This window comes from Streptomyces hygroscopicus (assembly GCF_026168105.1).
GTDB lineage: Bacteria > Actinomycetota > Actinomycetes > Streptomycetales > Streptomycetaceae > Streptomyces > Streptomyces hygroscopicus_D.
The window spans coordinates 16,620-39,302 of sequence record NZ_LBMW01000060.1 but is presented as its reverse complement, the minus strand read 5'-3'; the positions used below and the strand labels follow the sequence as shown (position 1 = coordinate 39,302).

The window sequence follows — 22,683 nt, the reverse complement described above, 5'->3', positions numbered from 1 at the left end:
AACACGGCGAACACGTCCAACACGGCGAACACGTCCAACACGGCCGTCACCACCGTGGCCGGCACCGCCAAGGCGGTCACGGAGGGCAGGACGACGACTGCCCAGGCCGTCGGATTCGCCGGCACCGTCTCGCTCAGCAACTGCTCCGGCTCCGTCATCCGCTTCCCGAACTCCGCGGACACCGACCCGGCGCTCGTGCTCACCAACGGCCACTGCCTGGAGACCGGCTTCCCTTCGCCCGGTGAGGTCATCGTCGACCAGTCCTCCAGCCGCTCCTTCGGTCTGCTCAACTCCTCGGGCAGCCGGGTGGCGACGCTGCGCGCCAGCAAGGTCGCCTACTCCACGATGACCGACACGGACATCACGATCTATCAGCTCACCCGCACCTACGCGCAGATCAAGAGCTCGTACGGCATCAGCCCGCTCACCATCGCCGACACGCACCCGGTCGCCGGTACCGCGATCAAGGTCGTCTCCGGCTACTGGAAGCGGATCTACAGCTGCAGCATCGACGGGTTCGTCTACCGCCTCAAGGAGGGCGACTGGACCTGGAAGGACTCGGTCCGCTACACCTCCGCCTGCAACACCATCGGCGGTACGTCCGGGTCGCCCGTCATCGACAACGCCACCGGCAAGGTCGTCGCCGTCAACAACACCGGCAACGAGGACGGCGAGACCTGCACGGTGAACAACCCGTGCGAGGTCGACTCGAGCGGCAACGTGACCATCCACCAGGGCATCAACTACGCCGAGGAGACCTACCAGATACCCGCCTGCTTCGGGACCGGCAACAAGCTCGACCTGAGCGCGAGCGGGTGCACCCTGCCCAAACCGTAGGACGCGAGGACGGGCAATCCCGCCTCACACGGGAATCCTGCGGACCGCCCGCCCCGCCAGCACGTCCGTCCTGCGCCCGTCCTCGATCACGAAACGGCCGTCGACCAGGACGTACGGAATGCCCGTGGGGAGGGTGCGCGGCCGCTCGAACGTGGACCCGGCCGCGACCGTGGCCGGGTCGAACAGAACCAGGTCGGCCCGGTAGCCCTCGCGTACCAGACCGCGGTCCGGCAGCCGCAGCCGGGCCGCCGGGCGCGAGGTGAGGTGGGCGACGCACTCCTCCAGCGACAGCACCCCCAACTCCCGCACATAGCGGCCGAGATACCGCGGAAAGGTGCCATAGGCGCGCGGGTGGGGCTTGCCGCCCTGCAGGATGCCGTCGGAGCCGCCGGTGTGGACGCGGTGCCGCATGATCGCCCGAACGTTGTCCTCGTGCCCCACGTGCTGCAGGATCGTCGAGCCCAGCCGGTCCTCCACCAGCAGCCGGCGGGCGGTCACCCACGGTGTCTCGCCGCGCAGGTCCGCCGACTCCCGGACCGTCCTGCCGACGTACCACGCGAGCCCCGGATCGTTCACGCCCGAGATCTCGATCGTGTCCCACTCCACGGGTACGCCGTGGCAGCCGTCGGCGCCGACGACCTCCATGGTGTGCCGGATGCGCTCGGCCTCGGCGTCGTCCATGAGCCGTCCGAGCATCTCCTGAGGGCCGCCCTCGCCCGCCCAGCTCGGCAGCAGCGCCGCCAGCGTCGTACAGCCCGGGGTGTACGGATAGGTGTCCAGCGTGATGTCCGCGCCCGCCGCCAGCGCCGCGTCGAGCAACGACAGCAGCTCGGGGGCCCGGCCCTTGTTCGCGCCGAAGTTCATGGTGGCGTGCGCGAGGTGGAGCGCGCAGCCGGCGTCCCGGGCCAGGGCCACCATCTCCTCGTACGCCTCCAGGGCCCCCGCCCCGTACGAGCGGTGGTGGGGGCAGTAGTAGCCGCCGTACCCGGCCACCACCCGGCACAGCTCGGTGAGTTCGGCGTCCCTGGCGTACATGCCCGGCGTGTAGGTGAGTCCGGAGGACATGCCCACCGCGCCCTGCTCCATCCCCTCGGCCACCAGCTGCCGCATCCGGTCCAGCTCCCGGGGTGTCGCCTCCCGGTCCTCCCAGCCGACGGCCAGCATCCGCACCGTGCCCTGCGGGATCAGATACGCGGCGTTGACCGCGATGCCCTGGTCCAGGCGGTCCAGATACTCGCCCACGGACCGCCAGGTGAAGTCGGCGTCGTCGCCGTACCCGTTCCAGCCGGTGATCGCGCTGCGCACCTCGCCGAGAGTACGGTCGTCGACCGGGGCGTACGACAGCCCGTCCTGGCCGATGACTTCGAGCGTCACTCCCTGCGCCGCCTTCGCGCTGTGGTCGGGGTCGCGCAGGAGGGCGAGGTCGCTGTGGGCGTGCATGTCGATGAAGCCGGGGGACAGGGCCAGGCCCTCGGCGTCCAGCTCCCGTACGGCGCACGGGCGTTGGCAGCCCGCCGCCGCGGCCTCCTTGACGATCGAGACGATCCTGCCGTCCTTGATCGCCACGTCGGCGCGGTAGGAGGGTGCGCCGCTGCCGTCGACGACGTCGGCGTCACGGATGACGAGGTCGGCAAGGTCCATGGGGGCGCCTCCTAGAAGAACGTGCGGATGTAGTCGACAACCGTGCCGTCCGCCTCGGCCAGCGGAATCAGCTGCCACTTGTCGAAGGACGTGCACGGGTGGGACAGGCCCAGCCCGAGCCAGTCGCCGACCTCCAGGTCCGCCTCCGGGGTGGTACGGATCCAGGCGTGCTGGTCCGACAGGGCGGTGACCGAGATACCCGTCGCGGGGCGCTCGACACCGCCCCGGCGCACGACCTGGGCGAAGGGCAGGTCGAGGTCGTAGGCCGCGTCCCGCTTGCCTGCGTTGGCAAAAGCCTGCTCGGCCGACGGGCGGGAGACGATCTGCGCCCACAGCCGGAACGCGGAATGCAGAGCACCCTCCTCGGGGACGCGGGCGAACGGCGTGAGCTTGCGGTAGTGGCCGTCGTCGTGCGAGACGTACGCGCCCGAGCGCAGCAGCCTCAGGACCGGCAGCGAGAGCGGCGGCAGCTGCGCGAAGACGTCCGCCACCGCGTCGAACCAGGCGCTGCCGCCCGCGCTCACCACGATCTCGTCGAGACCGGCGAACCGGCCCGCTTTGTCGAAGCCGGCCGCCAGCGCGGTCAGACGGCGCAGCCAGGTGTCCACCCGCTCCGGGTCCGCCTGCGGCACCTCGCCCTCGTATCCCGCCACGCCCACCAGCCGCAGCGTCCCGGTCGCCGCCACCGCGTCCGCGACCGCCGCGCACTGCGTCTCCGTACGGACGCCGGTGCGCGCGCCCTCGCCCGCCGCCAGCTCCACGACCACGTCGACCGGGCGCTCGGTTCCCTTCAGTGCCGTGTCCATCAGTTCCACGCCGCGCACGGAGTCGACGTAGCAGATGAAGCGGAACTCCGTGTCCGCCGCGAGCTGGGCCGCGATCCAGCGCAGGGCCGCCGGGTCGACCAGCTCGTTCGCGAGGAAGATCCGCTGGACTCCGAACTGCCGTGCCACGCGCACCTGGTGGGGGCCCGCGAGCGTGATGCCCCACGCGCCGCGTTCGATCTGGCGGTGGAAGAGCTGGGGTGCCATCGACGTCTTGCCGTGCGGGGCGAAGGCGAGGCCGTGGCGGGCCGTGTAGGCCTCCATCAGATCGAGGTTGTGCCGCAGTCGCTCGGCGGACAGGGCGAGGACCGGAGTGGTGAAGCCGCCGGTGAAGATGTTGCGGCGCTCGGCCGCCAGCTCGGCGAGCGTGAGGCCCTCGGCGTCCGGCGGAAGGCCCTTGAAGCGGTGGTCGACGCGCTCCGCCATGAGGGCGGCGAGGCGTTCTGCGGCGGTGGCGGCGTCCATGGACTCTCCCGACGTAGTGCGTTGCGACATGTGCAATGGTCATTGCGTATGTCGCTGATTGCTGTCTAACATCCCGGTCGACGCGGGGTCAACGGAGCCGCCGTGACCCTCCCCCAAGCTCTCGACTCCGCTCGAGCAGGGGCACCCCATCGCGACAAGGAGTCACCATCATCGTGACCGCCGACGGCCTGTCCACCGCCCCGGACGTCGTGGACGTCGTCGCGCTCGGCGAGTCCATGGTCACGTTCGTGCCGTCCGGGCCCGGCAGGCTGGCCGAAGTGCCGTCCTTCGAGCGGGGTATCGGCGGCGCCGAGTCGAACGTCGCCTGCGTGCTCGCCGCCGCGGGCCACTCCGTGCGCTGGGTCAGCCGGGTGGGCGCGGACGGGTTCGGTGAGTACCTGGTCGAGCGGATCGGCTCGTACGGCGTCGACGTCAGCGCCGTCGAGCGGGACCCGGGGCGGCCCACGGGGATCTACTTCCGCACGGCGGGGGACCGGGCGAGCGACGCTCACGAGGTGGCGTACTACCGGGCGGGCTCGGCGGCCTCGGCGATGGCGGTGGGGAACATCGACCTCGACGCGGTGCGCGCCTGCCGTGTCCTGCACCTGTCCGGGATCACGGCCGCCCTGTCGGATGACTGTCTCGCCCTGGTACGCGAGTTGACGACTCCCCGCGCCCGCCGGCCGCTCGTCTCCTTCGACGTCAACCACCGCACCGGGCTGTGGCGTCAGGACGACGGGCCACGGGCGCTGCTGGATCTGGCCGGCGGGGCCGATGTCGTCTTCGTGGGGGAGGACGAGGCGGAGGAGGCGTGGGGCGTCACGGGCGGCCCGGCCGCCATCAGGAGGGTGCTGCCGCAGCCGCCGGTCCTGGTGGTGAAGCAGGGGGCGCGCGGCGCGACGGTCTTCGAACACCAACCCCCGGCCGGGACGGCCCTGCCCCACGGAACCGGCCCGGCGGCCGACGCCGTCACCTTCGTCCCCTCCCTCCGAGTCACGGTCGTCGCACCGGTCGGTGCCGGGGACGCCTTCGCCGCCGGTTTCCTCTCCGCCACCCTCCGCGGGCTTTCCGTCCGTGATCGCCTCCGCCACGGCCACCTCGTGGCCGCCGCGGCACTCACCGTCCCCGGTGACCTCGCCACACCTTTGGCCCACGACCACGCCGACCGCCTGGCCGCACTCGAGGACGCACGGTGGGAGACACTTCGACTCGGCCCCGGCTGGACCGAAGCCGTCGCGCGGGCCGAGGAGGAGGTACGTACGTCATGAGCCAGACCGTCGACCGGGCACTGAGCATCCTGCCGCTGCTCGCCGAAGGACCCGCCGATCTCGGGCAGGTCGCCGACCGGCTCGGCGTGCACAAGTCCACCGCCCTCCGCCTTCTGCGCACCCTGCACGAGCACGGCCTGGTCTACCGCCAGTCCGACCAGCGCTACCGCCTCGGTGCCCGCCTCTTCGCCCTCGCCCAGCAGGCCGTCGAGAACCTCGACGTGCGCGAGATCGCGCACCCCCACCTGGTCCGCCTCAACGAGAAGTGCGGGCACACCGTCCATCTCGCCGTGTACGAGGAGAACGAGGTCCTCTACATCGACAAGGTGGAGAGCCGCTACCCGGTACGCATGTACTCGCGGATCGGAAAGCCGGTGGCCATCACCGTCGCGGCCGTGGCGAAGCTGCTCCTCGCGGATCTGCCCGAGTCCGAGCGCCGTGCCGTCGCCGAGAAGCTCGACTACCCCCTGTACACGGCCCGTTCGACGCCGAACGCCGCCGCGTTCCTGAAGGAGCTGGCGACGGTGCGCGAACAGGGCTGGGCCACCGACCTCGGCGGCCACGAGGAGTCCATCAACTGCGTCGCCGCCCCCGTCCGGGGCGCCGACGGACGGGTCGTCGCGGCCATGTCGGTCTCGGCCCCCAATGTCGTCGTCACCGCCGACGAGCTCCTCACCCTGCTCCCGCTGGTGCGCCGTACCGCGGACGCCATCACCCGGGAGTACTCCGGCAACACTCCAGCGAAGGACGCCGTATGACGGACAAGATCGCCCTGACCCCGAAGACCCACACCACACCGCCCGCCCAGTTCTCCCACGGAGTGCGGAAGGGCAACATCCTCCAGGTCGCCGGCCAGGTCGGCTTCCTGCCCGCCGAGGAGGGCAGGCCGCCCACACCGGCGGGCCCCACCCTGCGCGAACAGACCCTCCAGACCCTCGCCAACGTCAAGGCGGTCCTGGAGGAGGGCGGCGCCGACTGGGACGACGTGATGATGATCCGCGTCTATCTGACCGATGTGGACCACTTCGCAGAGATGAACGAGATCTACAACGCCTACTTCGAGGAGCAGGGCCTCACCCGGCCGCCCGCCGCCCGGACCACCGTCTACGTGGGTCTCCCGGCCGGACTCCTCATCGAGATCGACGCGCTGGCCGTCCTCGACTGACACGTCCTCGGCTCACCCGCTCCCGCCCTTCGCACGCCTTCACGGCGCGGCGCCGCCACTCCCCGCGGCGCCGTATCGCGATCCCCCTGCCCGAAAGTCCCATGGCATTACGAGAAGCACGAGGTCCCCCTGTCATGCCCATGCCTTTGTCTTCCGCGGGCTCCGCCGCACCATCGTCCCCGCCCCACACCGGCGGACTGCTCGCCCTCGTCCACGGCACCGCCGGACTGCTCACGGTCGCGGCGCTCGGCATCGCGCTGCTGCTCGTCCTGATCATCAAGGTGAGACTCCAGCCCTTCGTGGCGCTGCTCGCCGTCTCCATAGCCGTCGGCCTCGGCGCAGGCCTGTCGGTCACCGAACTCTTCGGCACGGTCCAGCGCTCCGACGCCGTCTCCCTCATCGAGTCCGGCATGGGGGGCACCCTCGGCCACATCGCCATCATCATCGGCCTGGGCACGATGCTCGGCGCAGTCCTCGAAGTCAGCGGCGGGGCCGAGGTGCTGGCCTCCCGGCTCCTGCACCTCTTCGGCGAGCGCCGTGCCCCGCTGGCCATGGGCCTGACGGGCCTGATCTTCGGTATCCCGGTCTTCTTCGACGTCGGCATCTTTGTGCTCGCGCCGATCGTGTACGCCGCCGCCCGGCGCGGTGGCAAGTCGCTGCTGCTCTACTGTCTGCCGCTGCTCGCGGGCCTGTCGATGACGCATGCCTTCCTGCCGCCGCACCCGGGCCCGGTCGCCGCCGCCGGACTGCTCAAGGTCGACCTCGGCATGGTCATCCTGATGGGCATCGTCTGCGGAATCCCCGCGGTGCTGGCCGCCTGGGCGTGGTCGTCCTGGATCGGCAGGCGGATCTTCATCCCCGTACCGCAGGACATGGCCGAGGCGGCCGAGGAGGCGAAGGCCGCACTCGCGGAGAAGCAACGGGGTGGGGATACGCCCTGCTCGAGCGAAGCCGAGAGCTCGGGGGACCGCCCGAACCCGCAGGAGAAGCCGGTGTCGCTCTCCACGGTCTTCACCATCATCGGCACACCGCTGATCCTCATCCTCCTGTCGACGTTCTCGTCGATCGCCTTCGACCCCTCGACCGGACGGTCGTTGATCGAGTTCTTCGGCCACCCCTTCGTGGCGCTGACGATCGCGCTGCTGCTGGCGTACTACCTGCTCGGCATCCGCCGTGGCTGGTCCCGCAAATCCCTGGAAACGGTGTCCACCGCCTCCCTGAAGCCGGTCGGCAACATCCTGCTGGTGGTCGGCGCGGGCGGGGTCTTCGGCGCGGTCCTCAAGGGCAGCGGCGTCGCGCAGGCCCTCTCGGACACCTTCCACGACGTGGGTCTGCCGGTGATCGTGCTGTCGTACCTGATCTCGCTCGTCCTGCGTGTGGCCCAGGGTTCGGCGACGGTCGCGATCGTCACGACGGCCGGCATCGTGGCGCCCCTGCTTTCGGAGGGCCACCACTCGCAGGCCTTTCTCGCCCTGGTCATCATGGCCGTCTCGGCCGGCTCGATCTTCGCCTCGCACGTCAACGACGGCGGCTTCTGGATGGTGGCGAAGTACTTCGGGATCAGCGAGCGGGACACGCTGCGGACCTGGACGGTACTGGAATCGGTGCTGTCCGTGGCCGGGTTCGCGGTGGCCGCGGTGGTGAGCGTGTTCGTCTGACGGGCCTCTGATGAGGTTCTCTGACGGGGGTTCTGGCGGGGTCTGGCGGGGTTCTGGCGGAGATTCGTATAACGAAGCAGGCGCTGACTGTGTCCCGCACAGGATCTTCGACCATACTGCCCTGCTGTGGAGCAGCGCATAGGTACGAGCAGCCAGCCCCTGGACGGCGCCGGGATCGACCCCGCCTTCATCCCCGGGCTCACCTCCCCGGGGTCCGGCGAACCGGAGGATGCGAAGCCGGCCGAGCCCGAGGAGGCGGTCCTCGTCGACGAAGCGGAGGAGGCCGAGGGAGCCGAGGCGGAGGACGCCGGAGAGCCCTCGGCCGAAGAGGCCGTCGGCGGGGAGCCCGCGACCGAAGAGACGTCCGCCGAAGAGACCTCCGCCGAGAAGGAGGAGGCTCCCGACGGCCCCGTCTTCGAGGCCTCCGACCGCCGCGCGAGGATCGTCGCCGACCACCGGGGCGTACGGCTGCACCTGGACGACCAGGAGTGTGAGTTCCGCTGGGACGAGATCGGGGCGGTGGAGACGGAGACCGCGCGCTTCGGGAAGCGGTTCACGGTGACCGTGCACACGCCGGAGCGCCGCTGGTACCCCATCGAGATCGAGGCCGATTCCCGCGCCCGCTTCCAGGAGTGGGAGGCCCGGCTGGACGAGGTGCTGGACACCTACTTCGAGGACGGAGAGCAGGAACCGGCAGCCTCGGAGGAGGACGAAGACTGACCGGTACGTATGGCAGGCCGACTCACAGAAGGTGGTCGGCCTTGCCCGCCTTGATGTCGAGGATGAGAGTGCGGAGGGCTTCGCGGGTGTCGGTGAGGCAGTGGTCCTCCTGCCCGGCCATGGCGATGTAGGCGTTTCCCTGTCTGTCGGTGCCCAGCCGGAAGCAGGAGTTGCCCTCGCCGCAGAAGGGCTCTTCCCAGGTGACGTGGTCCATCGGGCTTGTCCTCACAGGCTGTTGGCATTGTTCCGGACGAAGTCGCGCGACGCTTCGGGTGACAGGGCGATGCGCTCCATCCAATCCAAGTGGGCACGGTACTTGGCCAACTGCGCTTCTTCGCCCGGGAATTCCGGCCCGTGCGAGCTGTCGACCTGGACGGTGTCGAGTTGCGGCACCGGCGCTTCCAGGAAGTTGACCGTCTGCTCGGCTCCGGGAAACGTACCGGCGGAGAACGGGATGACCATCAGTCGCACGGGCGGATGTTCGGACATGGCGAGCAGATGCTCGAGCTGGGAAACCCTGTCCTACAGCTTCACGCTCCCCGCCGTCCTGGCCAGCCCGGCGCTGGCGAGAGCGGCGACACGGGAGGCCCTGAAGGTGCACGGCCTGGACGACATGCTGGACCCGGCGCTTCAGGCGGTCGGCGAACTGACCGCAATCGTCTGCCAGTTCACGGAGTCACTGGACTACTACCTCTCCCTCCGCTACCGAGCCCGAACCCTCAGGGTGATCGCCTACGACAGTCACCCCCGCCACACGCACCCCAACCTGGCCGCGGCCTGCGACACCCGCCGTCGCGCGGCCCTCCGCCTCCTGGCCTGCGTCTGCCGGGCCTGCGACGGCAGTTGGGGCTTCGGCGAGTCCCGGGATCCAGGTGGAGGGACTCGGATGTGGGCGACGCTGCCACGGACGGGTGCGGCGGCGTACGGCGCGGTCGGCCCACCGCACGTCGAGGGGGTTACCGGAAGGGAATGTTGAGCCAGAGGCTGCCTGGCTCGGACATCAGGATCCGATGAGCCTCGACCATGCTCTGGTACCACTCCCCGAACTCCTCGTCGTCGAAGTGGAGGGCGCGCCCGAGGATGTAGCCGGCGGAGAAGTCCTGCCAGGACCGGTAGGACAGGGCGGCGGACCGCCCTGCCTGGATGACGGCGCTCTCGGCCTCCCGCAGTGTCCCGAACCGCGCCCCGAGCCCCCACCGCGCCATTTTCGAGGCGCGCCCGGCGGGCGGCAACCCGAATGGCACACGTATTACTGCCCTTCGGGAAAGTGCCTGGTCGTGATGGCGGTAATGGTTACTCCTCTTTCCAGTGCGGATGCCCCCGCGCCGACAAAATGAACCTTTGCATTGTGAGGTGGATCAATAAATTCCATTAGCTGCTCATAGCGTTTGATCCAGACGAGGGTAATGACTGAGGGATCTCTAGTTGGGTTCAAAGTCGAACCGACGCCGAATTGCTGGCCGGTGCGGACAATGCCGCCCACGCATCGGACGATGCATGTAGCGGTCGCATCCCCCCTCTCTTCCACAGAGTAGATTTGCAGTTTTCCCGTGTCGATCTCATCCACGCCTGTATGCCTCCGTGACAAAGTGTCTAATCTGCCCAGGTGAAAGCTTTGGTATATCCCATTCTAGAGCGTCGCTGATGCCTTCATATGTCTTTATTCGGGGTACGTGGATCCCCATGTCTTTGAGGATATCGTGGGCGACGCTTGATGGGATCTCTACGGCGGCCCTGTTCCCAAGCTCAGAGGCTGGAAGATTAACCCCCACCTCCGCCTCAGCGCGGATGTATCCAGGCATGGTATCTACCCCTTCAAGCGCGCTTCGGGGGATGAGCTGAACAACGGATTCACCGAATTGTTCTGAGTGTCGAGCGAACGCTGTTGCCACGCCAGGGTCTGTTGACGTTGGCGTGAACCCTGAAATTTGCGTATTCTCGCTTGCATTGAAACCCTTGGTGGTTCCTCTGAACAGATGCTCCTCTTCAGGACATCCACTTGGTGCCAGCCCCAGGGGGTCGGCCCATGTATACGGATTATGGACATAGGCAGCCGGGTTGGGTGCGGGCGCGAGTCCAAGGGGGTCGGGAGTGAGGTAGCGGGCCGTTTCGGGGTCGTAGTGGCGGAAGTAGTTGTAGTGCAGGCCTGTTTCGGGGTCGAAGTACTGGCCGGGGAAGCGCAGAGGTGTGTAGGTGGTGCTGTTCGCCGCCCAGGCGGTGGCGCCCCACAGGGTGCTGCGGGTGTGCCAGGCGATGTCGCCCTGTTCGTCGACCAGTTCCGTGGGGGTGCCCACCAGGTCGGTGACGATGGCGAAGAAGCGGGAGTCGATTTCCTCCTGCGAGGCGTCGGCTGCTGCGGTGATGCGTTCGGTTTGGGCTATGGGGCGCAGGCCCTGGTGGTCCCAGGTGAGGGTGACCGGGTTCGGGAGGGCGGGGGACGTGGTGGTCTGCTCGCAGAGCGTTGTGCCGTCCCAGGTGAAGTCCACCCGCTCCATGACGGTCTCGCCGTCCTCGCCCAGGCGGAACTTGGCGGTGCGGCGGCCCAGGGGGTCGTAGGTGTAGCGCCAGCGGGTGCCGTCCGGGGTGGTCACCGAGGTCAGGCGGTCCTCGGCGTCCCACTCGTAGCGCCATGTGTCGGGTTTGCGGGACAGGCGTGTCTTCTGGCGCAGGGTGATGCGGCCGAGGGCGTCGTGTTCGTAGCGGACCTTGCCGGCTCGCGTGATGCGGGTGCCCGTGTAGGTGCGGTCGCCTACCGCTTCCTGGCCCGGGTGGTCCGTCGGCCAGGATGCCTGGGTCTGGTTGCCCGCAGCGTCGTAGGCGTACGTCTCCTTCCAGTGCGCCGCGTGTACCGCCGTCACCCGGCCTGCCGCGTCCAGGTCGAAGCGGCGGGAGCCGGACAGTTGGTCGTCTACGCCGATCAGGTTGCCGTCGGCGCGGTAGGTGTAGTCCCGGTGCTGCACCGAACGGCCGCCCGCTCCCGTCACCGACTGGGTCGTCAGCCGTCCCAGCGCGTCGAAGGCCTGTTCCAGGGTGACCGTCTCGCCGATGCTGCGGGTGAGTTCACGGCCCACCGGGTCATAGGTGGAGTCGATGACACGACCGGAAGCCACCATGCCGGTGCGGCGCCCGGCGGCGTCGTACGACCAGGTGGTCGTGGCGCCGGTCGGGGTTGTACGGCCCGTGCGGCGCCCCAACTCGTCGTGGGCGTAGGTCAGTGTCCGGCCGTCGACCGTCTCCGACCGCAGCATTCCGAAGCGGTCCCGCAGCAGCGTCAGTGTCGTGCCGTCCGGGCCGGTCGCCTGTGCGAGCTGGTCCGTCAGGTCGTACGCGTACGTCGTGACCCGGCCGGCCGCGTCCTTGCGGATCACCCGGCCCAGCAGGTCGCGTTCGAATGACACCACCTGACCGAGTGCGTTCGTCCGGGAGGTCAAGCGGTCGGCCGAGTCGTATGTGTACCTGAGGGTGCGATCGTCGAAGTCGGTTTCCGTGACCAGGCGTCCGGCAGCGTCGTATTCGTACGTCCACGTCAGGCCCTGCGGGTTCGTCACCGTCGACAGCCGCAGTTCCATGTCGTGCTCGAACTCGTAGCGCACCCCGTCCGGGCCCGTGCGTGCCGTCAGCAGGTCGAAGTGCGTGTACTCGAAGTGGGAGACGCCGCCCATCGGGTCGGAGTGGCTCGTGCAGTTGCCCTCGCCGTCGTAGGTCCATGACTCCGTGGTGCCGTCGGGAGCCGTGCGGCGTGTCAGTTGGCCCTCGACCGACCACTGCAGGTGCGTTGTGGCTCCCGTCGGGTCGGTGATGGCGACCGGGCGGCCGAAGGCGTCGCGTTCGTAACGCGTTGCCGAGCCCAGCGGGTCGGTGACCTGCAACGGGAGGCCCGCGCGGTCGCATACGACCGTTGTCGTGCGGCCGAGCGGGTCGGTCACGGACGTCAGGTGGCCGGCCTCGTTGTAGGTGAAGCGGGAGGTGTGGCCCGTGGAGGTGGTCACCGATGTGCGGTTGCCGCGGTCGTCGTACGTCTGGCGCACGACCGTGCCGTCCGGGTTCACCACCTTTGTCGGCAGGCCGAGGTCGTTGTACTCCGCCCTGGCCTCACGGCCGTCCGGGCGCACCACCGCGATGACGTTGCCCGCGTCGTCGTGGTCGAATGCGGTCCGGCGTCCCAGGGGGTCGGTGCGGGAGAGGAGACGGTGGTAGCGGTCGCGTTCGAAGCGGGTGACCGCGCCGAGCGGGTCGATTTCGGCGACCACCTGAAAGGCGTCGTCGACCACGTATCGGCGGGTGTGGCCTTCGGCGGTGGTCGTGGTGGTCACGCGCAGGCCCGTGTCCGGGTCCGTCTCGTCGTAGGACAGGCGCAGGGTCATGTGGCCGTGCGTGCCGCCCTCGGCTGTGCAGCGGTCCTGGTCGTCGTACTCGTAGGTGTAGCCGCGGTCGTTCGTGTCCGTCCAGGAGGTGACCCGGCCTGCCTCGTCGTACGTGAAACGCAACGGCAGACCTGAGGAGTTGATGACCTCGGTCAGGTGGCCGTCGCTGTAGCCGTAGCGCATCAGCACCTGGCCGGTCGCCGCCAGACGGAGGGCCGTGACCCGTTCCGCCTCCGTCGTGATGCGGACGTCGTAGCCGGCGCTGGAGACGATCCCGAGCGGGGCGCCCTCGTTGTCGTACTCGAAGGTGAGCCAGTTGCCGTTGCGGTCGTCGATCTGTTCCAGGACCGCCAGGCCCTCGCCCCGGTCGCTGAAGTGCCAGGTTCGGAGCGTGCTCGGGTCGGTGATCGTGTAGCCGCCGTCCTCGCGGTCCAGGGGCCAGCGCGGACCGTGGCTGGGCAGGGTGGGCAGGCCCGGGGCCGGGTGCGGATAGGCGAGGAGGAGGCCGTCCTCCTGCACGAAGACGACTCCCTCGGCGTCGATCTCCAGGCGCTGGTCGATCGTCGAGGACCAGGACGGGCCGAACCAGCGGCCGAAGTGGTATCCCGACTCCACACGTCGTTTGAAGACGAGGGGAAGGGCGCCGGGCAGTGTCACATCCGTCTGCGGCAGGTACATCTTGCCGGTGGTGAGGTCGACCGGGTCCGTGGGGTCCTTGTCGACCTTGTTCCCGGGAGAGGGGTTGTCGTGCTCACCGGGATGGGTCCTGGCGGCGTCCGCCGCGGAGTTCTCCGCGGCTCCCCTCACCTCCTGGCCCCCTGCCCTTTCCGCGGCCCCCGCCAGGCCTTCCTTGGCCGCGGCCCGCAACCCGCCCTCCGCCAGCCCCAGGCCGTCCGTGCCTACGAACTGCGGGATCAGGCGGCCGAGGCCCTCGGCCGGGTCCTTCTTGAAGCCGTCCCACGCCGACTTCAGCGTGCGCTCGGGGTGGGCGGCCGTGGAGACGAGGCCGGAGAGCGTCATGCTGACGTTCTGGGCGAACTTCGCCGGGTGCGTGAGGTTGTACGGGTCCTCCGGGTCCAGGCCGCGAACGAAGTTCACCAGGTCCGCTGAGCCCTTGATCACGCCCCCCACGAGGTGAGTCTCCTCGGTGTTGAACGCCTGGTATCCGTCGAGGCCGTCCAGCGCGAGCCGCTTCAGCGGCGGCGGCTCGGCGGGCGCATGGGCGAGGGCGGCGTGCACGGCTTCGGTCGCCGTCCGGGCGGCGTCGTTGCGCTGGCGACGGGCCTCTTTGAGGATCTCGTGGGCATGCTTGATGTCGGCGGTGCCCGGGTCCTGGAAGGGGTCGGGACGCGGGCCGGGGTCCTTGTTCTCCTTGAGGGCCGCGTTGAAGGCGTCCACGCGCTTGTTGTACGCGTGCACCGCCTTGTCGGAGGCGTCCTTGCCTTTCTTGTACAGGTCGATGGCCTGCTGAGCCTGGTGCTGCGCCCACGCGACCGTGTCCGCGTACGTGTCCAGCGCCTTGGCCGCCTTGTCGCAGGCGTCCGCCGCATGCAGCCACTTGGGTGGGTGCATGGCGAACTTCTCGCGGAAGGTGTCGGCGGACTGCCCCTTCCAATGCGAGGAGTCCAGCCCCCGCATTCCCTCGCCGACCTTGTCGAACGCCGTGTGGAAGTGCTTCAGGTGGGATGCGGCCGACCTGATGCTGCCGGGCGCACCGTGGACCAGATGGGTGGCCTCGTCGCTCTGTCCCAGCTGCTGCTCGTCCGGTGTGGCGCCGAGGTCGGAGGCCCACTTGTCGCCCAGGTCATCGACCGTCCTGGCCCAGTCGTGGGCCCCGACGTAATCCAGGCCCTCTCCGATGACATGGGCACCCTTGTCGATGCCCTCCCCGAGAAGCTTCTCGCCCGCATGCCAGCCGTCTTCCAGCCCGCCCGCGGCCTTGTTGAGATAGTCACCGATCCCCATCAGCCGGCACCCCCGCCCTGCCGCGCCTGCTGTTCCGCGGCGGCCTTGGCCCGCTCCTCCGGAGAGGGACCGAGCGCGTGATCCAGCGCCTGCCCGTACTGCTGGTCACTCACCCCGAGGGCACGGTGCAGGTTCTCCGGGTTGATGCCCATCGGGCCCAGGGTGTGCGAAGTCATCACATCCCGCGCGGCGTCCTTCCAGCCCTGAGCGCTGTTGTGCGCCGCATCCTCGAAGGACTTCTGGCTGTAGTCGGCGTGGGCGAGGGCATTGTTGCTGGCCAGGTCCCCCCAGCTCATCTTCGTGATGTCGTCCTCGGAGGCATACGGATTGCCCATCAACGAGTTCGCCCCGACCTTCAGCGCGCCCTCGACGTACTGGTCCGTCTCGTACAGCGTGCCCGCCGACAGATGCACCGCCTGAGCGAAGGAGTTGCCCTCGTTGACCAGCGCACGCACCCCCCACTCCCAGCGTTCGCAGAACGACTTGAACGCCGACACCAACCCGTCGTTCCCCAACTCCAGCCCGGACAACTGCAGATCCGAGAACCCGCGGCCCGCTCCGGCCAGGCTGTCCATGCCGAGTTCCTTGAGCTCGCCCAGGGTCAGCGTGATGCCCTGTGCGATCTCCTTCAGCCCCGACGCCTTGATGTCCTTGCCCCCGTCACCGCTCACCGCGGCTCCTCCCGGTTCGTCGTCGCCGCTGCGCCGTGTGCATACACAGCCGCGGAGTCCGGCACGATCCCCGCCACGGGCGGGAACAGCACCCCGTCGTCACCGCTCCCGACATCCAGGGCCACACCGCACGGCACACCCACCGCCACCACCGCGGCATCCAGCAACCGGGCTCCCAGAACACGCCGGTAGGCCCAGACGCGCGAGCCCTCACCCCTCGCGATCGCGAACCGGGCCAGTGCCGAATCGTTCGAGAACGCGTAGATCCACCGGACTCCGCCCTGATCTCCCGTCAGGGGGACCTCGTTCTCGTCGAGGGGCACGAGGACGGCGGCACGGCGGAACTCGCCCAGCAGCGCTGCGAATTCACGTCGGCGCCGGGCGATGTCCTGCGCTTCGGGCGAGGGCGAGGGCGAGGGCGAGGTTGACGCGGTTGTCGGCGGCGGGGTAGCTCCCCGTACGTCCCGTACCTGCCGTACGTCCGGCCCGGCCATCTCTGCGTAGTCGGACAGCCGGGATCTGCGTATCGGTCCTGCCGGCTCGCTGTCGCCCCCGTGATCAGCCATGCCTGGAATCATCACATCAGCACATTGCCGACCGCAACGCGGACACCCCGGCGGCGAGCGGTCACCGGACCGGTTTCGCCAACGGGCCGTCCGTCGGCCAACTGGCGTCCGTGCGAGCTTGGTTACCGGGAGCCGCTCGACTTCTTGGGGACACTGAGGGGCGTCAGGTGCCGGCGCGTGACTACAGCCGGGACGGCACTACGCTCTGCGCAGGCTTAGGGTGAGTGATCACGATGTTGGCTGATCACCAGGAGTTCGATGTCGTTGTGACGGCGGTGGGCTTCGTCGGTGCCCAGGTCGAGGCAGACGGCCGGATCGGATTCATTGACCAGGTGAAGCACCCGTCCTGGTGGGACAGCGAGGTTCCGCCGCCGAAGGCGGGAGACCGGTTCCGTGCCGTTGTGCTCGACGCCTCAAGGGAGCCGGTGCGACTGAGCGCTCTGGAAAGGGACATCGCGATGGCGCGGCGGCTGCACTCGCGCTGAACTGCACGAGCTCGACCTCGAGGGACTGCCCTCACAGGTGCTTCGGGAGTACGTCACCGACCTGTTGGACGGGTGACGCCCGGACCCCTGTGGGTCCGGGCGTCCGTGTGAGGGGTCGCAAGCGCCACCTCAGGGCAGCGCGTGTACGTGCGGCCCCACCGCACCCGACCACGCGTTGCCCGAGGCCGCGTCCCAGTTCGTGGACCACGTCATCGCGCCCCGCAGGTCCGGGTACGTCTTCGAGGGCTTGAAGGAGCCGCAGTTCGTGGCCTTCGTCAGGCAGTCCAGGGCGCTGTCCACCACCGACGGGGAGACGTAGCCGCTGCCCGCCGCGCTCGTGGAGGCCGGGACGCCAAGGCCCACCTGGGACGGGGAGAGGCCGCCCTCCAGCTGGATGCAGGCCAGGGCCGTCAGGAAGTCCACCGAGCCCTGGCTGTAGAGCTTGCCGTCACAGCCCAGCATGGAACCGCTGTTGTAGTACTGGGTGTTGACGACCGTCAGGATGTCCCTGACGTTCAGCGCCGTCTGGAAGTACGCGTTCGACGTCGACTGCATGTCGATCGTCTGCGGGGCCATGCTGATGATCAATGATGAGCCCGCCTTCGACGACAGCTGTCGCAGCGCCTGGGACATGTACGTCGCGTTCAGTCCGTTCTCCAGGTCGATGTCCACCCCGTCGAACCCGTACGTCTGCATCAGCGAGTAGACCGAGTTCGCGAAGTTCGTCGCCGACGCCGCGTCGCTCACCGACACCGTGCCGTTCTGGCCGCCGACCGAGACGATCACCTTCTTGCCGGCCGCGTGCTTTGCGGCGACGTCCGCCTTGAACTGGTCCACCGTGTAGCCGCCCAGGCCCGACGAGTCCAGCGTGAAGGACACCGCGCCCGGTGTGCTCGTGGCGTCGGCGAACGCCACCGCGATGATGTCGTACTGGGACGGGACGTCCGAGATCTTCTGGACCGTGGCGCCGTTGTTGAAGTTCTGCCAGTAGCCGGTCACCGCATGCTTCGGAAGCGACCCGCCCCCGCCCCCGCCGGAGGCCGCCGTCGTGGCCGTCACCGACGCCGACTTCGCCGACTCGCCCGCCGCGTTCGTCGCCGTCACCCGGAAGGAGTACGACGTAGCCGGGGTCAGGCCCGTCACCGTGGTCGAAGTGCCGGTCGTGGTCGTCGTCCTCGTGCCGTCCCGGTACACGCCGTAGCCCGTCGCACCCGGCACCGCGTTCCAGGACAGGGACACTGAGGAAGACGTGGTGGAGGAGACGGACAGGCCCGTGGGAGCCGCGGGAACGGTCGGGCCCGGGTCGCCGCCCCCGCCGCCGTCCGGGCCGTACACCGACACATCGTCCCCGTAGTACGCCGCCTGTCCGTACCAGCCGTGCAGATACACCGTCACGGACGTCGTCGACGAGCCCGTGGTGAACGTCGTGCTCAGCTGCTTCCACGCCGTCGAGTCCGGGGTCCACGTCGACACGTCCGTCGTGCCCGTGCCCGTCGCACCCAGGTAGGTGTACCCGCCCTGGACCCATGCGCTCAGCGTGTACGTCGAGTTGGGCCGGACCGCGACCGTCTGGGTGCACTGCGCGTAGTCCTGGCCCGCGGGCGTCGCCTTGAGGGCGGACGCGCCGCCGTGCACCGGTGACGACACCGTCGTACCGCTGCCCGCCGAACAGTTCCAGTTGCTCAGGCCCGACTCGAAGCCGGCGTTCTTGGCGTTGTTCACGTCCGCGGCAACCGCCTGACCGGCGCCCAGGAGGGAGAGGGCGAGCGCGGCGACGGCGGCCCCGGCCAGGGTCCGTCTGCGGCGGGGCGTGCCTGGTACGGGGTCCACTTGGGCCTCCGAGGTGTGGGGAGAGGGGAGAGGAGGGCATGGCGGACGGTGGCCACCGCCTGGGTAATGAACTTGGTCCAGACCAATCCGCATGTCAAGGCCTCCAACGGCACCATCACCCCGGCGCGCGCGTCGAGTTGGGGCATATGCGCCTACTCTGTGTCGATCAAGCTCCCACCTTCGGTGAGATGATCTGCCGGATTCGGTGTTGAGTAGGGCACGCCGTGGATATGGTGCTCGTGCAGGACGATGCAATTGGACGTCACAGGGGCCAACTGAGGCGGTGGTCGACCACCCCGCCGCAGTGAACGGGGTGGTGTGCAGCCGTGCCGATCGCGATAGCCGTCACCAGTCCCGACCTGGTGCTCCCGCCGCTCGACCGGCAGACTCCGCCCGCCGCCGTCCAGCCCCAACCGACGCTCGAACAGTCCCTGAACGGCATGCACGCGCTCATCGAGCAGTACGGGTACGTCATCGCCCTGCACTCCGGTGCCGACGGCGACCCGGCTGTCCAGCGGCTGCGCACGGTCCGCTCCGTTCTGGAGAGCGACCGCGTCGCACTGCTCGGCGTCGACCTGCCCCCGCTCGGACTCGCCCTGCTCGCCCAGCAGTTACGCCAGCTGTCCGTCTGCGACTTCAGCCCGGGGGTACTCGCCTCGTCCGCGCGTCTGCTCGCCCATTACATCTACGCCGGCGCCCTCCTCGGCTCGGTGACCCGGCTCGACCGCATCCCCGTCTCCCTCACGTCCCACGCCAAGTCCTGGGTGCCGAGCGCCCAGTTCGCCGTACTCGCCAATCCTCGGCCGCAGCTCGTACGGGCCGGGCATGAGGACCTGTCCGGCCCCGAGTTCGGCACCCGGATGCTCGTCGCCGCCGGGCAGCCGCCCTCCGACTGGGTCACCGCCTCGCTGGCGCCCGCCTGGCGTGTGCAGGGCGTCGCAACCGTGCCCCTGCCGGAGGACTCCACGCGCTGGTGGGGGACCAACCGGCTCGTCGAGTTCGCGGCGGGTCTGCACGACGTGTCCGTGCTCTACCAGCTCGTCTCGTCCGTACGACGCGAGGTGTGCCACTGGTGCGGCCTCGAACTCATCGGTGACCGCTGCGGGTTCTGCTCCGCGTCCTTGCCGCCGCCCCCCGACGCGCAGTCGGCCATCACCGCCCGCGCACTTCCCCGAGGCGGCACATAGGCCCGTACGCACAACTCGACAGCCTGTACGCACGCAAGCCCGTACGCACAACTCCACAGCCCGACCGCAGACAATTCCACAGCCCGACCGCACGCAACTCCACAGCCCGACCGCACGCACGCAACTCCGGAGCTCGACCGTACGACTGCCCGACCCGCCCGACCGCCCGCCGAACGACTGCCCGACCCGCCCGACCGCCGTCCCCGCTCCCCGATCGAGGTTGTCCGCGTCATGAACTCACGCCAGCGCCGCGGCGTCATCCTGATGGTCCTCTCGGCCCTGTGCGCCATCGGGGCCTTCGCCGGAGTGCTGTCGGTGATTCACGACGTGAACTCGAAGGTCGGCCCAGAGGTCACGGCGTACCGTCTCAAGAGCGACATCGCACCGTACAAGGAGCTCACGGCGGACCAGTTCGAGCAGGTCTCCATGCCCAGGCGCTGGCTGTCCGCGACCGCCGTCACCAGTCTCTCGCAGATCCGCGGCAAGATCGCCGTGACCAGGCTGCAGAGAGGGTCGCTGCTCCAGAGCGACATGATCGTCGACCGGCCCGCGCTCCAGCCGGGCCAGCAGGAGATCGCGATCATGATCGACGCGTCGACCGGCGTCGCGGGCAAGATCGACCCCGGCTCGAGGGTCAACATCTACGCCACCTTCAAGGCCGCCAACGACAAGAGCAAGGACGAGTCCAAGGTCATCGTGACCAACGCCCGCGTCCTGGATGTCGGCAAGCTCACCGCGCTCGATCCCAGCCAGTCCACCGACCAGCGCCGCACCAGCGCCACCGAGGCCGTCCCCATCACCTTCGCGCTCGACACGGTGGACGCCCAACGCGTCGCGTTCGCCGAGTCGTTCGCCCAGCACGTCCGGCTCGCCCTGGTCGCGGGCGGCTCCGAGACCACGGTTGCGCCGGGCGACCGCACCTACACCCTCGACCAGGACAAGTAGGAGGCCGCGCATGAGGTCCGTACCGGCCCGCAGCGGGCCTGTCCCCAGGGGGTTCGGCCCATGACCGTCCGTATCCTCCCCGCCGTCGGCGACCCCGACGCGGCCCGCGCCCTCGCCACTCTGCTCGGCCAGCTCCCCGACGCCGAGCCCGCCGCGCCGGTCCCGGACTCCACGGCCCTGCTCGACACCCTGGCGCACCTGGCGGGCGACTCCCTCGACGAGCTGCCCGAGGTCGTGCTCGTGCACGAGCGGATCGGGCCGGTCCCGGCACTCGACCTCATCCGTGACCTGGTGATGCGGTTCCCGGCGGTCGGGGTCGTCCTGATCACCTCCGACACCAGTACGGGCGTGCTCACGGCCGCGATGGACTCCGGTGCCCGCGGCATCGTCACCCTGCCCCTGGGCTACGACACCCTCGCCGAACGCGTACAGGCGGCCGCAGCCTGGTCGATGGGCATGCGGCGCCATCTGGGCAGTGGAACCCCCGAGCTGTACGCCGGACCCGGCGGGACCGTGGTCGCGGTGACCGGCGCGAAGGGTGGTGTCGGCGCCACGGTCACGGCCGTCCAGCTCGCGCTCGCGGCACGTGCGTCGGGCCGTACGGTCGCGCTGGTCGACCTGGACCTGCAGTCCGGGGACATCGCCTCGTACCTCGACGTGCAGTTCCGGCGCTCGGTCGCCGACCTCGCCGGGATCACGGACATCAATCCGCGGGTGCTGCAGGACGCGGTCTACACCCACGAGAGCGGTATCGCACTCCTCCTGGCTCCCGCCGAAGGCGAACGCGGAGAGGAGGTCACGGACCGGGTGGCCCGCCAGATCCTGGGCGCGCTGCGCTCCCGCCACGACGTGGTGATCGTCGACTGCGGCTCCCAGATGAACTCCGCCACCGCAGCCGCCGTCGAGGTCGCCGACCAGGCGTTGCTCCTCGTGACCCCGGACGTGGTCGCGGTCCGCGCCGCGAAACGCATGGTGCGCCTGTGGGACCGGCTCCAGATCCGCAAGGCCGAGGAGACGCTGACGGTCGTCAACCGCCGCTCGCGCGGTACGGAGATCCAGCCGGGACTCGTCGAGCGCGTCACCGGCACCCGGGTGGCCCGGGCCGCTGTACCTGCCGCCTTCAAGGAACTCCAGTCGGTCGTGGACGCCGGGCGCCTCCAGGACCTCGACGCCCGCTCCACGGTGAAGCAGGCGTTGTGGGCGCTGGCGGGAGAGCTCGGCCTGGTGACGGTGCAGGAGGGAGGGGGCGGCCGGCGGCGGAAGGCGCCGTCGGACCGTGGAGCGCTCAGCCTGTGGCGCAAAGGCGGCGACCGGGGCGCGGTGACCCTCGAATTCGCCGGGATGTTCCCGCTCCTGCTGGTCGTGATGGCGCTCCTGTGGGAATGCGTCCTGTACGGCTACACCTACTCCCTGGCGGGCAACGCGGCGGACGAGGCGGCGCGGGCGGCCACGGCGGCGTATGCGGCCGGGGGCGACTGGACGGGAGCGTGCCGCTCGGCGGGGGCGAAGCATCTGCCGGGTGCCTGGAGCGGGGCGGACATCGGCTGCACTCCGGCGGGTCCGGTGATGAAGGCCACGGTCAAGGTGAAAGTCCCCCTGTTCTTCCCCGGGGTCAACCCCGGCTGGCCACCGGTGAACGGCTCGGCCGGAGCGGCGCTGGAGGGGGACGGCCGATGAGGGCTCTTCTCCGCCGCCGCGCGGCGACACCGCCGGGACGGCGGTGCCGTCGCTGGGACGACCGCGGTGTCTCCATGCTCGAGTTCGCCGGCTTCCTCCCCATCCTCCTTGTCGTCGGCATGGCCGCCATCCAGCTCGGCCTCATCGGATACGGCATCAACCAGGCCGGGTCCGGGGCGCGGGCCGCCGCGCGGGCCGCCTCACAGCACCGGGACGGAGCGGCGGCGGGCCAGGCCGCGGTGAGCGGCTGGCTCAACCCGCAGCCGGCCGTGCAGGAGGGCGCCGACACCACCACCGCCGCCGTCACCGTCAATGTCCCCAACGTCATCCCCCTCCTGAGCGACTGGAGAGTCACCCGCCACGCCACCATGCCCACCGATCACTGAACCCCTCAACCCCTCAACCCCTGACCCAC

Annotated in this window: 20 protein-coding genes and 2 pseudogenes; 12 read left to right on the top strand and 10 right to left on the bottom strand. The window is 69.6% G+C overall.

Annotated elements, in window-relative coordinates; translation table 11 throughout:
• Positions 1–54 precede the first annotated feature (54 nt).
• On the top strand, positions 55–837 hold the full coding sequence (locus AAW14_RS34845) for a S1 family peptidase (RefSeq protein ID WP_265568454.1): 783 nt from the start codon (positions 55–57) through the stop codon (positions 835–837).
• A 24-nt stretch (positions 838–861) separates the two neighbouring features.
• Here the strand turns inward: AAW14_RS34845 and AAW14_RS34840 are convergent, their stop codons facing one another.
• Together AAW14_RS34840 and AAW14_RS34835 are read right to left on the bottom strand one after the other, a co-directional pair.
• The gene (locus AAW14_RS34840) at positions 862–2,478 is read right to left on the bottom strand and encodes an N-acyl-D-amino-acid deacylase family protein (RefSeq protein ID WP_265568451.1); all 1,617 of its coding nucleotides are present in this window, start codon (positions 2,476–2,478) and stop codon (positions 862–864) included.
• An 11-nt stretch (positions 2,479–2,489) separates the two neighbouring features.
• Positions 2,490–3,767: an amino acid deaminase gene (locus AAW14_RS34835; protein ID WP_265568450.1), complete on the bottom strand. Its 1,278-nt coding sequence runs from the start codon at positions 3,765–3,767 to the stop codon at positions 2,490–2,492.
• 173 nt (positions 3,768–3,940) lie between these two features.
• On the opposite strand from AAW14_RS34835, the gene AAW14_RS34830 reads away from it, so the two are divergent.
• The 5 genes from AAW14_RS34830 to AAW14_RS34810 all read left to right on the top strand — a co-directional run bounded on the left by AAW14_RS34830 (position 3,941) and on the right by AAW14_RS34810 (position 8,578).
• On the top strand, positions 3,941–5,035 hold the full coding sequence (locus AAW14_RS34830) for a sugar kinase (RefSeq protein WP_265568449.1): 1,095 nt from the start codon (positions 3,941–3,943) through the stop codon (positions 5,033–5,035).
• Positions 5,032–5,793 (top strand): IclR family transcriptional regulator, encoded by a 762-nt coding sequence (locus tag AAW14_RS34825; protein WP_265568448.1) that lies wholly within the window; start codon positions 5,032–5,034, stop codon positions 5,791–5,793. Before AAW14_RS34830 ends, AAW14_RS34825 begins: the two co-directional genes overlap by 4 nt.
• A complete protein-coding gene (locus tag AAW14_RS34820) occupies positions 5,790–6,200 on the top strand; it encodes a RidA family protein (RefSeq protein WP_265568447.1) in 411 nt (136 codons plus the stop codon). The genes AAW14_RS34825 and AAW14_RS34820 overlap by 4 nt, the downstream gene beginning before the upstream one ends.
• Before the next feature lie 140 nt (positions 6,201–6,340).
• Complete coding sequence (locus AAW14_RS34815; RefSeq protein WP_416223421.1) at positions 6,341–7,858, top strand: GntP family permease; 1,518 nt, start codon at positions 6,341–6,343, stop codon at positions 7,856–7,858.
• A 126-nt stretch (positions 7,859–7,984) separates the two neighbouring features.
• Entirely contained in the window at positions 7,985–8,578 is a 594-nt protein-coding gene (locus AAW14_RS34810) for a hypothetical protein (protein WP_265568445.1), read from the top strand.
• A 22-nt stretch (positions 8,579–8,600) separates the two neighbouring features.
• Here AAW14_RS34810 and AAW14_RS34805 read toward each other — a convergent pair whose 3' ends face one another.
• Positions 8,601–8,792, bottom strand: coding sequence for a hypothetical protein (locus tag AAW14_RS34805; protein ID WP_265568444.1), 192 nt, complete (start codon positions 8,790–8,792; stop codon positions 8,601–8,603).
• An 11-nt stretch (positions 8,793–8,803) separates the two neighbouring features.
• Positions 8,804–9,091: pseudogene (locus AAW14_RS34800) on the bottom strand (Scr1 family TA system antitoxin-like transcriptional regulator); the annotation flags it as partial.
• On the opposite strand from AAW14_RS34800, the gene AAW14_RS34795 reads away from it, so the two are divergent.
• Positions 9,066–9,554, top strand: coding sequence for an ATP-binding protein (locus AAW14_RS34795; RefSeq protein WP_265568443.1), 489 nt, complete (start codon positions 9,066–9,068; stop codon positions 9,552–9,554). The pseudogene AAW14_RS34800 and the gene AAW14_RS34795 overlap by 26 nt on opposite strands.
• Here AAW14_RS34795 and AAW14_RS34790 read toward each other — a convergent pair.
• The 5 genes and pseudogenes from AAW14_RS34790 to AAW14_RS34770 all read right to left on the bottom strand — a co-directional run.
• A pseudogene (locus AAW14_RS34790) lies at positions 9,535–9,798 on the bottom strand (DUF1266 domain-containing protein); the annotation flags it as partial. The gene AAW14_RS34795 and the pseudogene AAW14_RS34790 overlap by 20 nt on opposite strands.
• A 29-nt stretch (positions 9,799–9,827) precedes the next feature.
• Positions 9,828–10,145 carry a hypothetical protein gene (locus AAW14_RS34785; protein WP_265568442.1) on the bottom strand — a complete coding sequence of 106 codons (318 nt, stop codon included), beginning with the start codon at positions 10,143–10,145 and terminating at the stop codon, positions 9,828–9,830.
• Positions 10,138–14,907: a putative T7SS-secreted protein gene (locus AAW14_RS34780; RefSeq protein ID WP_265568441.1), complete on the bottom strand. Its 4,770-nt coding sequence runs from the start codon at positions 14,905–14,907 to the stop codon at positions 10,138–10,140. The genes AAW14_RS34785 and AAW14_RS34780 overlap by 8 nt, the downstream gene beginning before the upstream one ends.
• On the bottom strand, positions 14,907–15,578 hold the full coding sequence (locus AAW14_RS34775; RefSeq protein WP_265568440.1) for a hypothetical protein: 672 nt from the start codon (positions 15,576–15,578) through the stop codon (positions 14,907–14,909). Before AAW14_RS34775 ends, AAW14_RS34780 begins: the two co-directional genes overlap by 1 nt.
• The gene (locus AAW14_RS34770; protein ID WP_265568439.1) at positions 15,575–16,144 is read right to left on the bottom strand and encodes a hypothetical protein; all 570 of its coding nucleotides are present in this window, start codon (positions 16,142–16,144) and stop codon (positions 15,575–15,577) included. Before AAW14_RS34770 ends, AAW14_RS34775 begins: the two co-directional genes overlap by 4 nt.
• A 233-nt stretch (positions 16,145–16,377) precedes the next feature.
• Between AAW14_RS34770 and AAW14_RS34765 the strand changes: the two genes are divergently transcribed.
• Entirely contained in the window at positions 16,378–16,629 is a 252-nt protein-coding gene (locus AAW14_RS34765; protein ID WP_265568453.1) for a hypothetical protein, read from the top strand.
• 129 nt (positions 16,630–16,758) lie between these two features.
• On the opposite strand, the gene AAW14_RS34760 is transcribed toward AAW14_RS34765, so the two are convergent.
• The gene (locus AAW14_RS34760) at positions 16,759–18,459 is read right to left on the bottom strand and encodes a chitinase (protein ID WP_265568438.1); all 1,701 of its coding nucleotides are present in this window, start codon (positions 18,457–18,459) and stop codon (positions 16,759–16,761) included.
• A 326-nt stretch (positions 18,460–18,785) separates the two neighbouring features.
• On the opposite strand from AAW14_RS34760, the gene AAW14_RS34755 reads away from it, so the two are divergent.
• The 4 genes from AAW14_RS34755 (at position 18,786) to AAW14_RS34740 (ending at position 22,654) form a co-directional block, all read left to right on the top strand.
• Positions 18,786–19,646, top strand: coding sequence for a hypothetical protein (locus AAW14_RS34755; protein ID WP_265568437.1), 861 nt, complete (start codon positions 18,786–18,788; stop codon positions 19,644–19,646).
• A 231-nt stretch (positions 19,647–19,877) separates the two neighbouring features.
• Positions 19,878–20,591 (top strand): Flp pilus assembly protein CpaB, encoded by a 714-nt coding sequence (cpaB, locus tag AAW14_RS34750; RefSeq protein ID WP_265568436.1) that lies wholly within the window; start codon positions 19,878–19,880, stop codon positions 20,589–20,591.
• A gap of 60 nt (positions 20,592–20,651) precedes the next feature.
• Positions 20,652–22,268 carry an AAA family ATPase gene (locus AAW14_RS34745; RefSeq protein WP_265568435.1) on the top strand — a complete coding sequence of 539 codons (1,617 nt, stop codon included), beginning with the start codon at positions 20,652–20,654 and terminating at the stop codon, positions 22,266–22,268.
• A complete protein-coding gene (locus AAW14_RS34740; RefSeq protein WP_265568434.1) occupies positions 22,265–22,654 on the top strand; it encodes a TadE/TadG family type IV pilus assembly protein in 390 nt (129 codons plus the stop codon). The genes AAW14_RS34745 and AAW14_RS34740 overlap by 4 nt, the downstream gene beginning before the upstream one ends.
• Positions 22,655–22,683 lie beyond the last annotated feature (29 nt).

Bases quoted from the DNA above. Each gene is read 5' to 3' on its own strand.
- AAW14_RS34840 (WP_265568451.1), bottom strand. From the start codon at position 2,478: ATGGACCTTGCCGACCTCGTCATCCGTGACGCCGACGTCGTCGACGGC.
- AAW14_RS34835 (WP_265568450.1), bottom strand. From the start codon at position 3,767: ATGGACGCCGCCACCGCCGCAGAACGCCTCGCCGCCCTCATGGCGGAG.
- AAW14_RS34825 (WP_265568448.1), top strand. From the start codon at position 5,032: ATGAGCCAGACCGTCGACCGGGCACTGAGCATCCTGCCGCTGCTCGCC.
- AAW14_RS34820 (WP_265568447.1), top strand. From the start codon at position 5,790: ATGACGGACAAGATCGCCCTGACCCCGAAGACCCACACCACACCGCCC.
- AAW14_RS34815 (WP_416223421.1), top strand. From the start codon at position 6,341: ATGCCTTTGTCTTCCGCGGGCTCCGCCGCACCATCGTCCCCGCCCCAC.
- AAW14_RS34805 (WP_265568444.1), bottom strand. From the start codon at position 8,792: ATGGACCACGTCACCTGGGAAGAGCCCTTCTGCGGCGAGGGCAACTCC.
- AAW14_RS34795 (WP_265568443.1), top strand. From the start codon at position 9,066: ATGGCGAGCAGATGCTCGAGCTGGGAAACCCTGTCCTACAGCTTCACG.
- AAW14_RS34780 (WP_265568441.1), bottom strand. From the start codon at position 14,907: ATGGGGATCGGTGACTATCTCAACAAGGCCGCGGGCGGGCTGGAAGAC.
- AAW14_RS34770 (WP_265568439.1), bottom strand. From the start codon at position 16,144: ATGGCTGATCACGGGGGCGACAGCGAGCCGGCAGGACCGATACGCAGA.
- AAW14_RS34765 (WP_265568453.1), top strand. From the start codon at position 16,378: ATGTTGGCTGATCACCAGGAGTTCGATGTCGTTGTGACGGCGGTGGGC.
- cpaB (WP_265568436.1), top strand. From the start codon at position 19,878: ATGAACTCACGCCAGCGCCGCGGCGTCATCCTGATGGTCCTCTCGGCC.
- AAW14_RS34745 (WP_265568435.1), top strand. From the start codon at position 20,652: ATGACCGTCCGTATCCTCCCCGCCGTCGGCGACCCCGACGCGGCCCGC.
- AAW14_RS34740 (WP_265568434.1), top strand. From the start codon at position 22,265: ATGAGGGCTCTTCTCCGCCGCCGCGCGGCGACACCGCCGGGACGGCGG.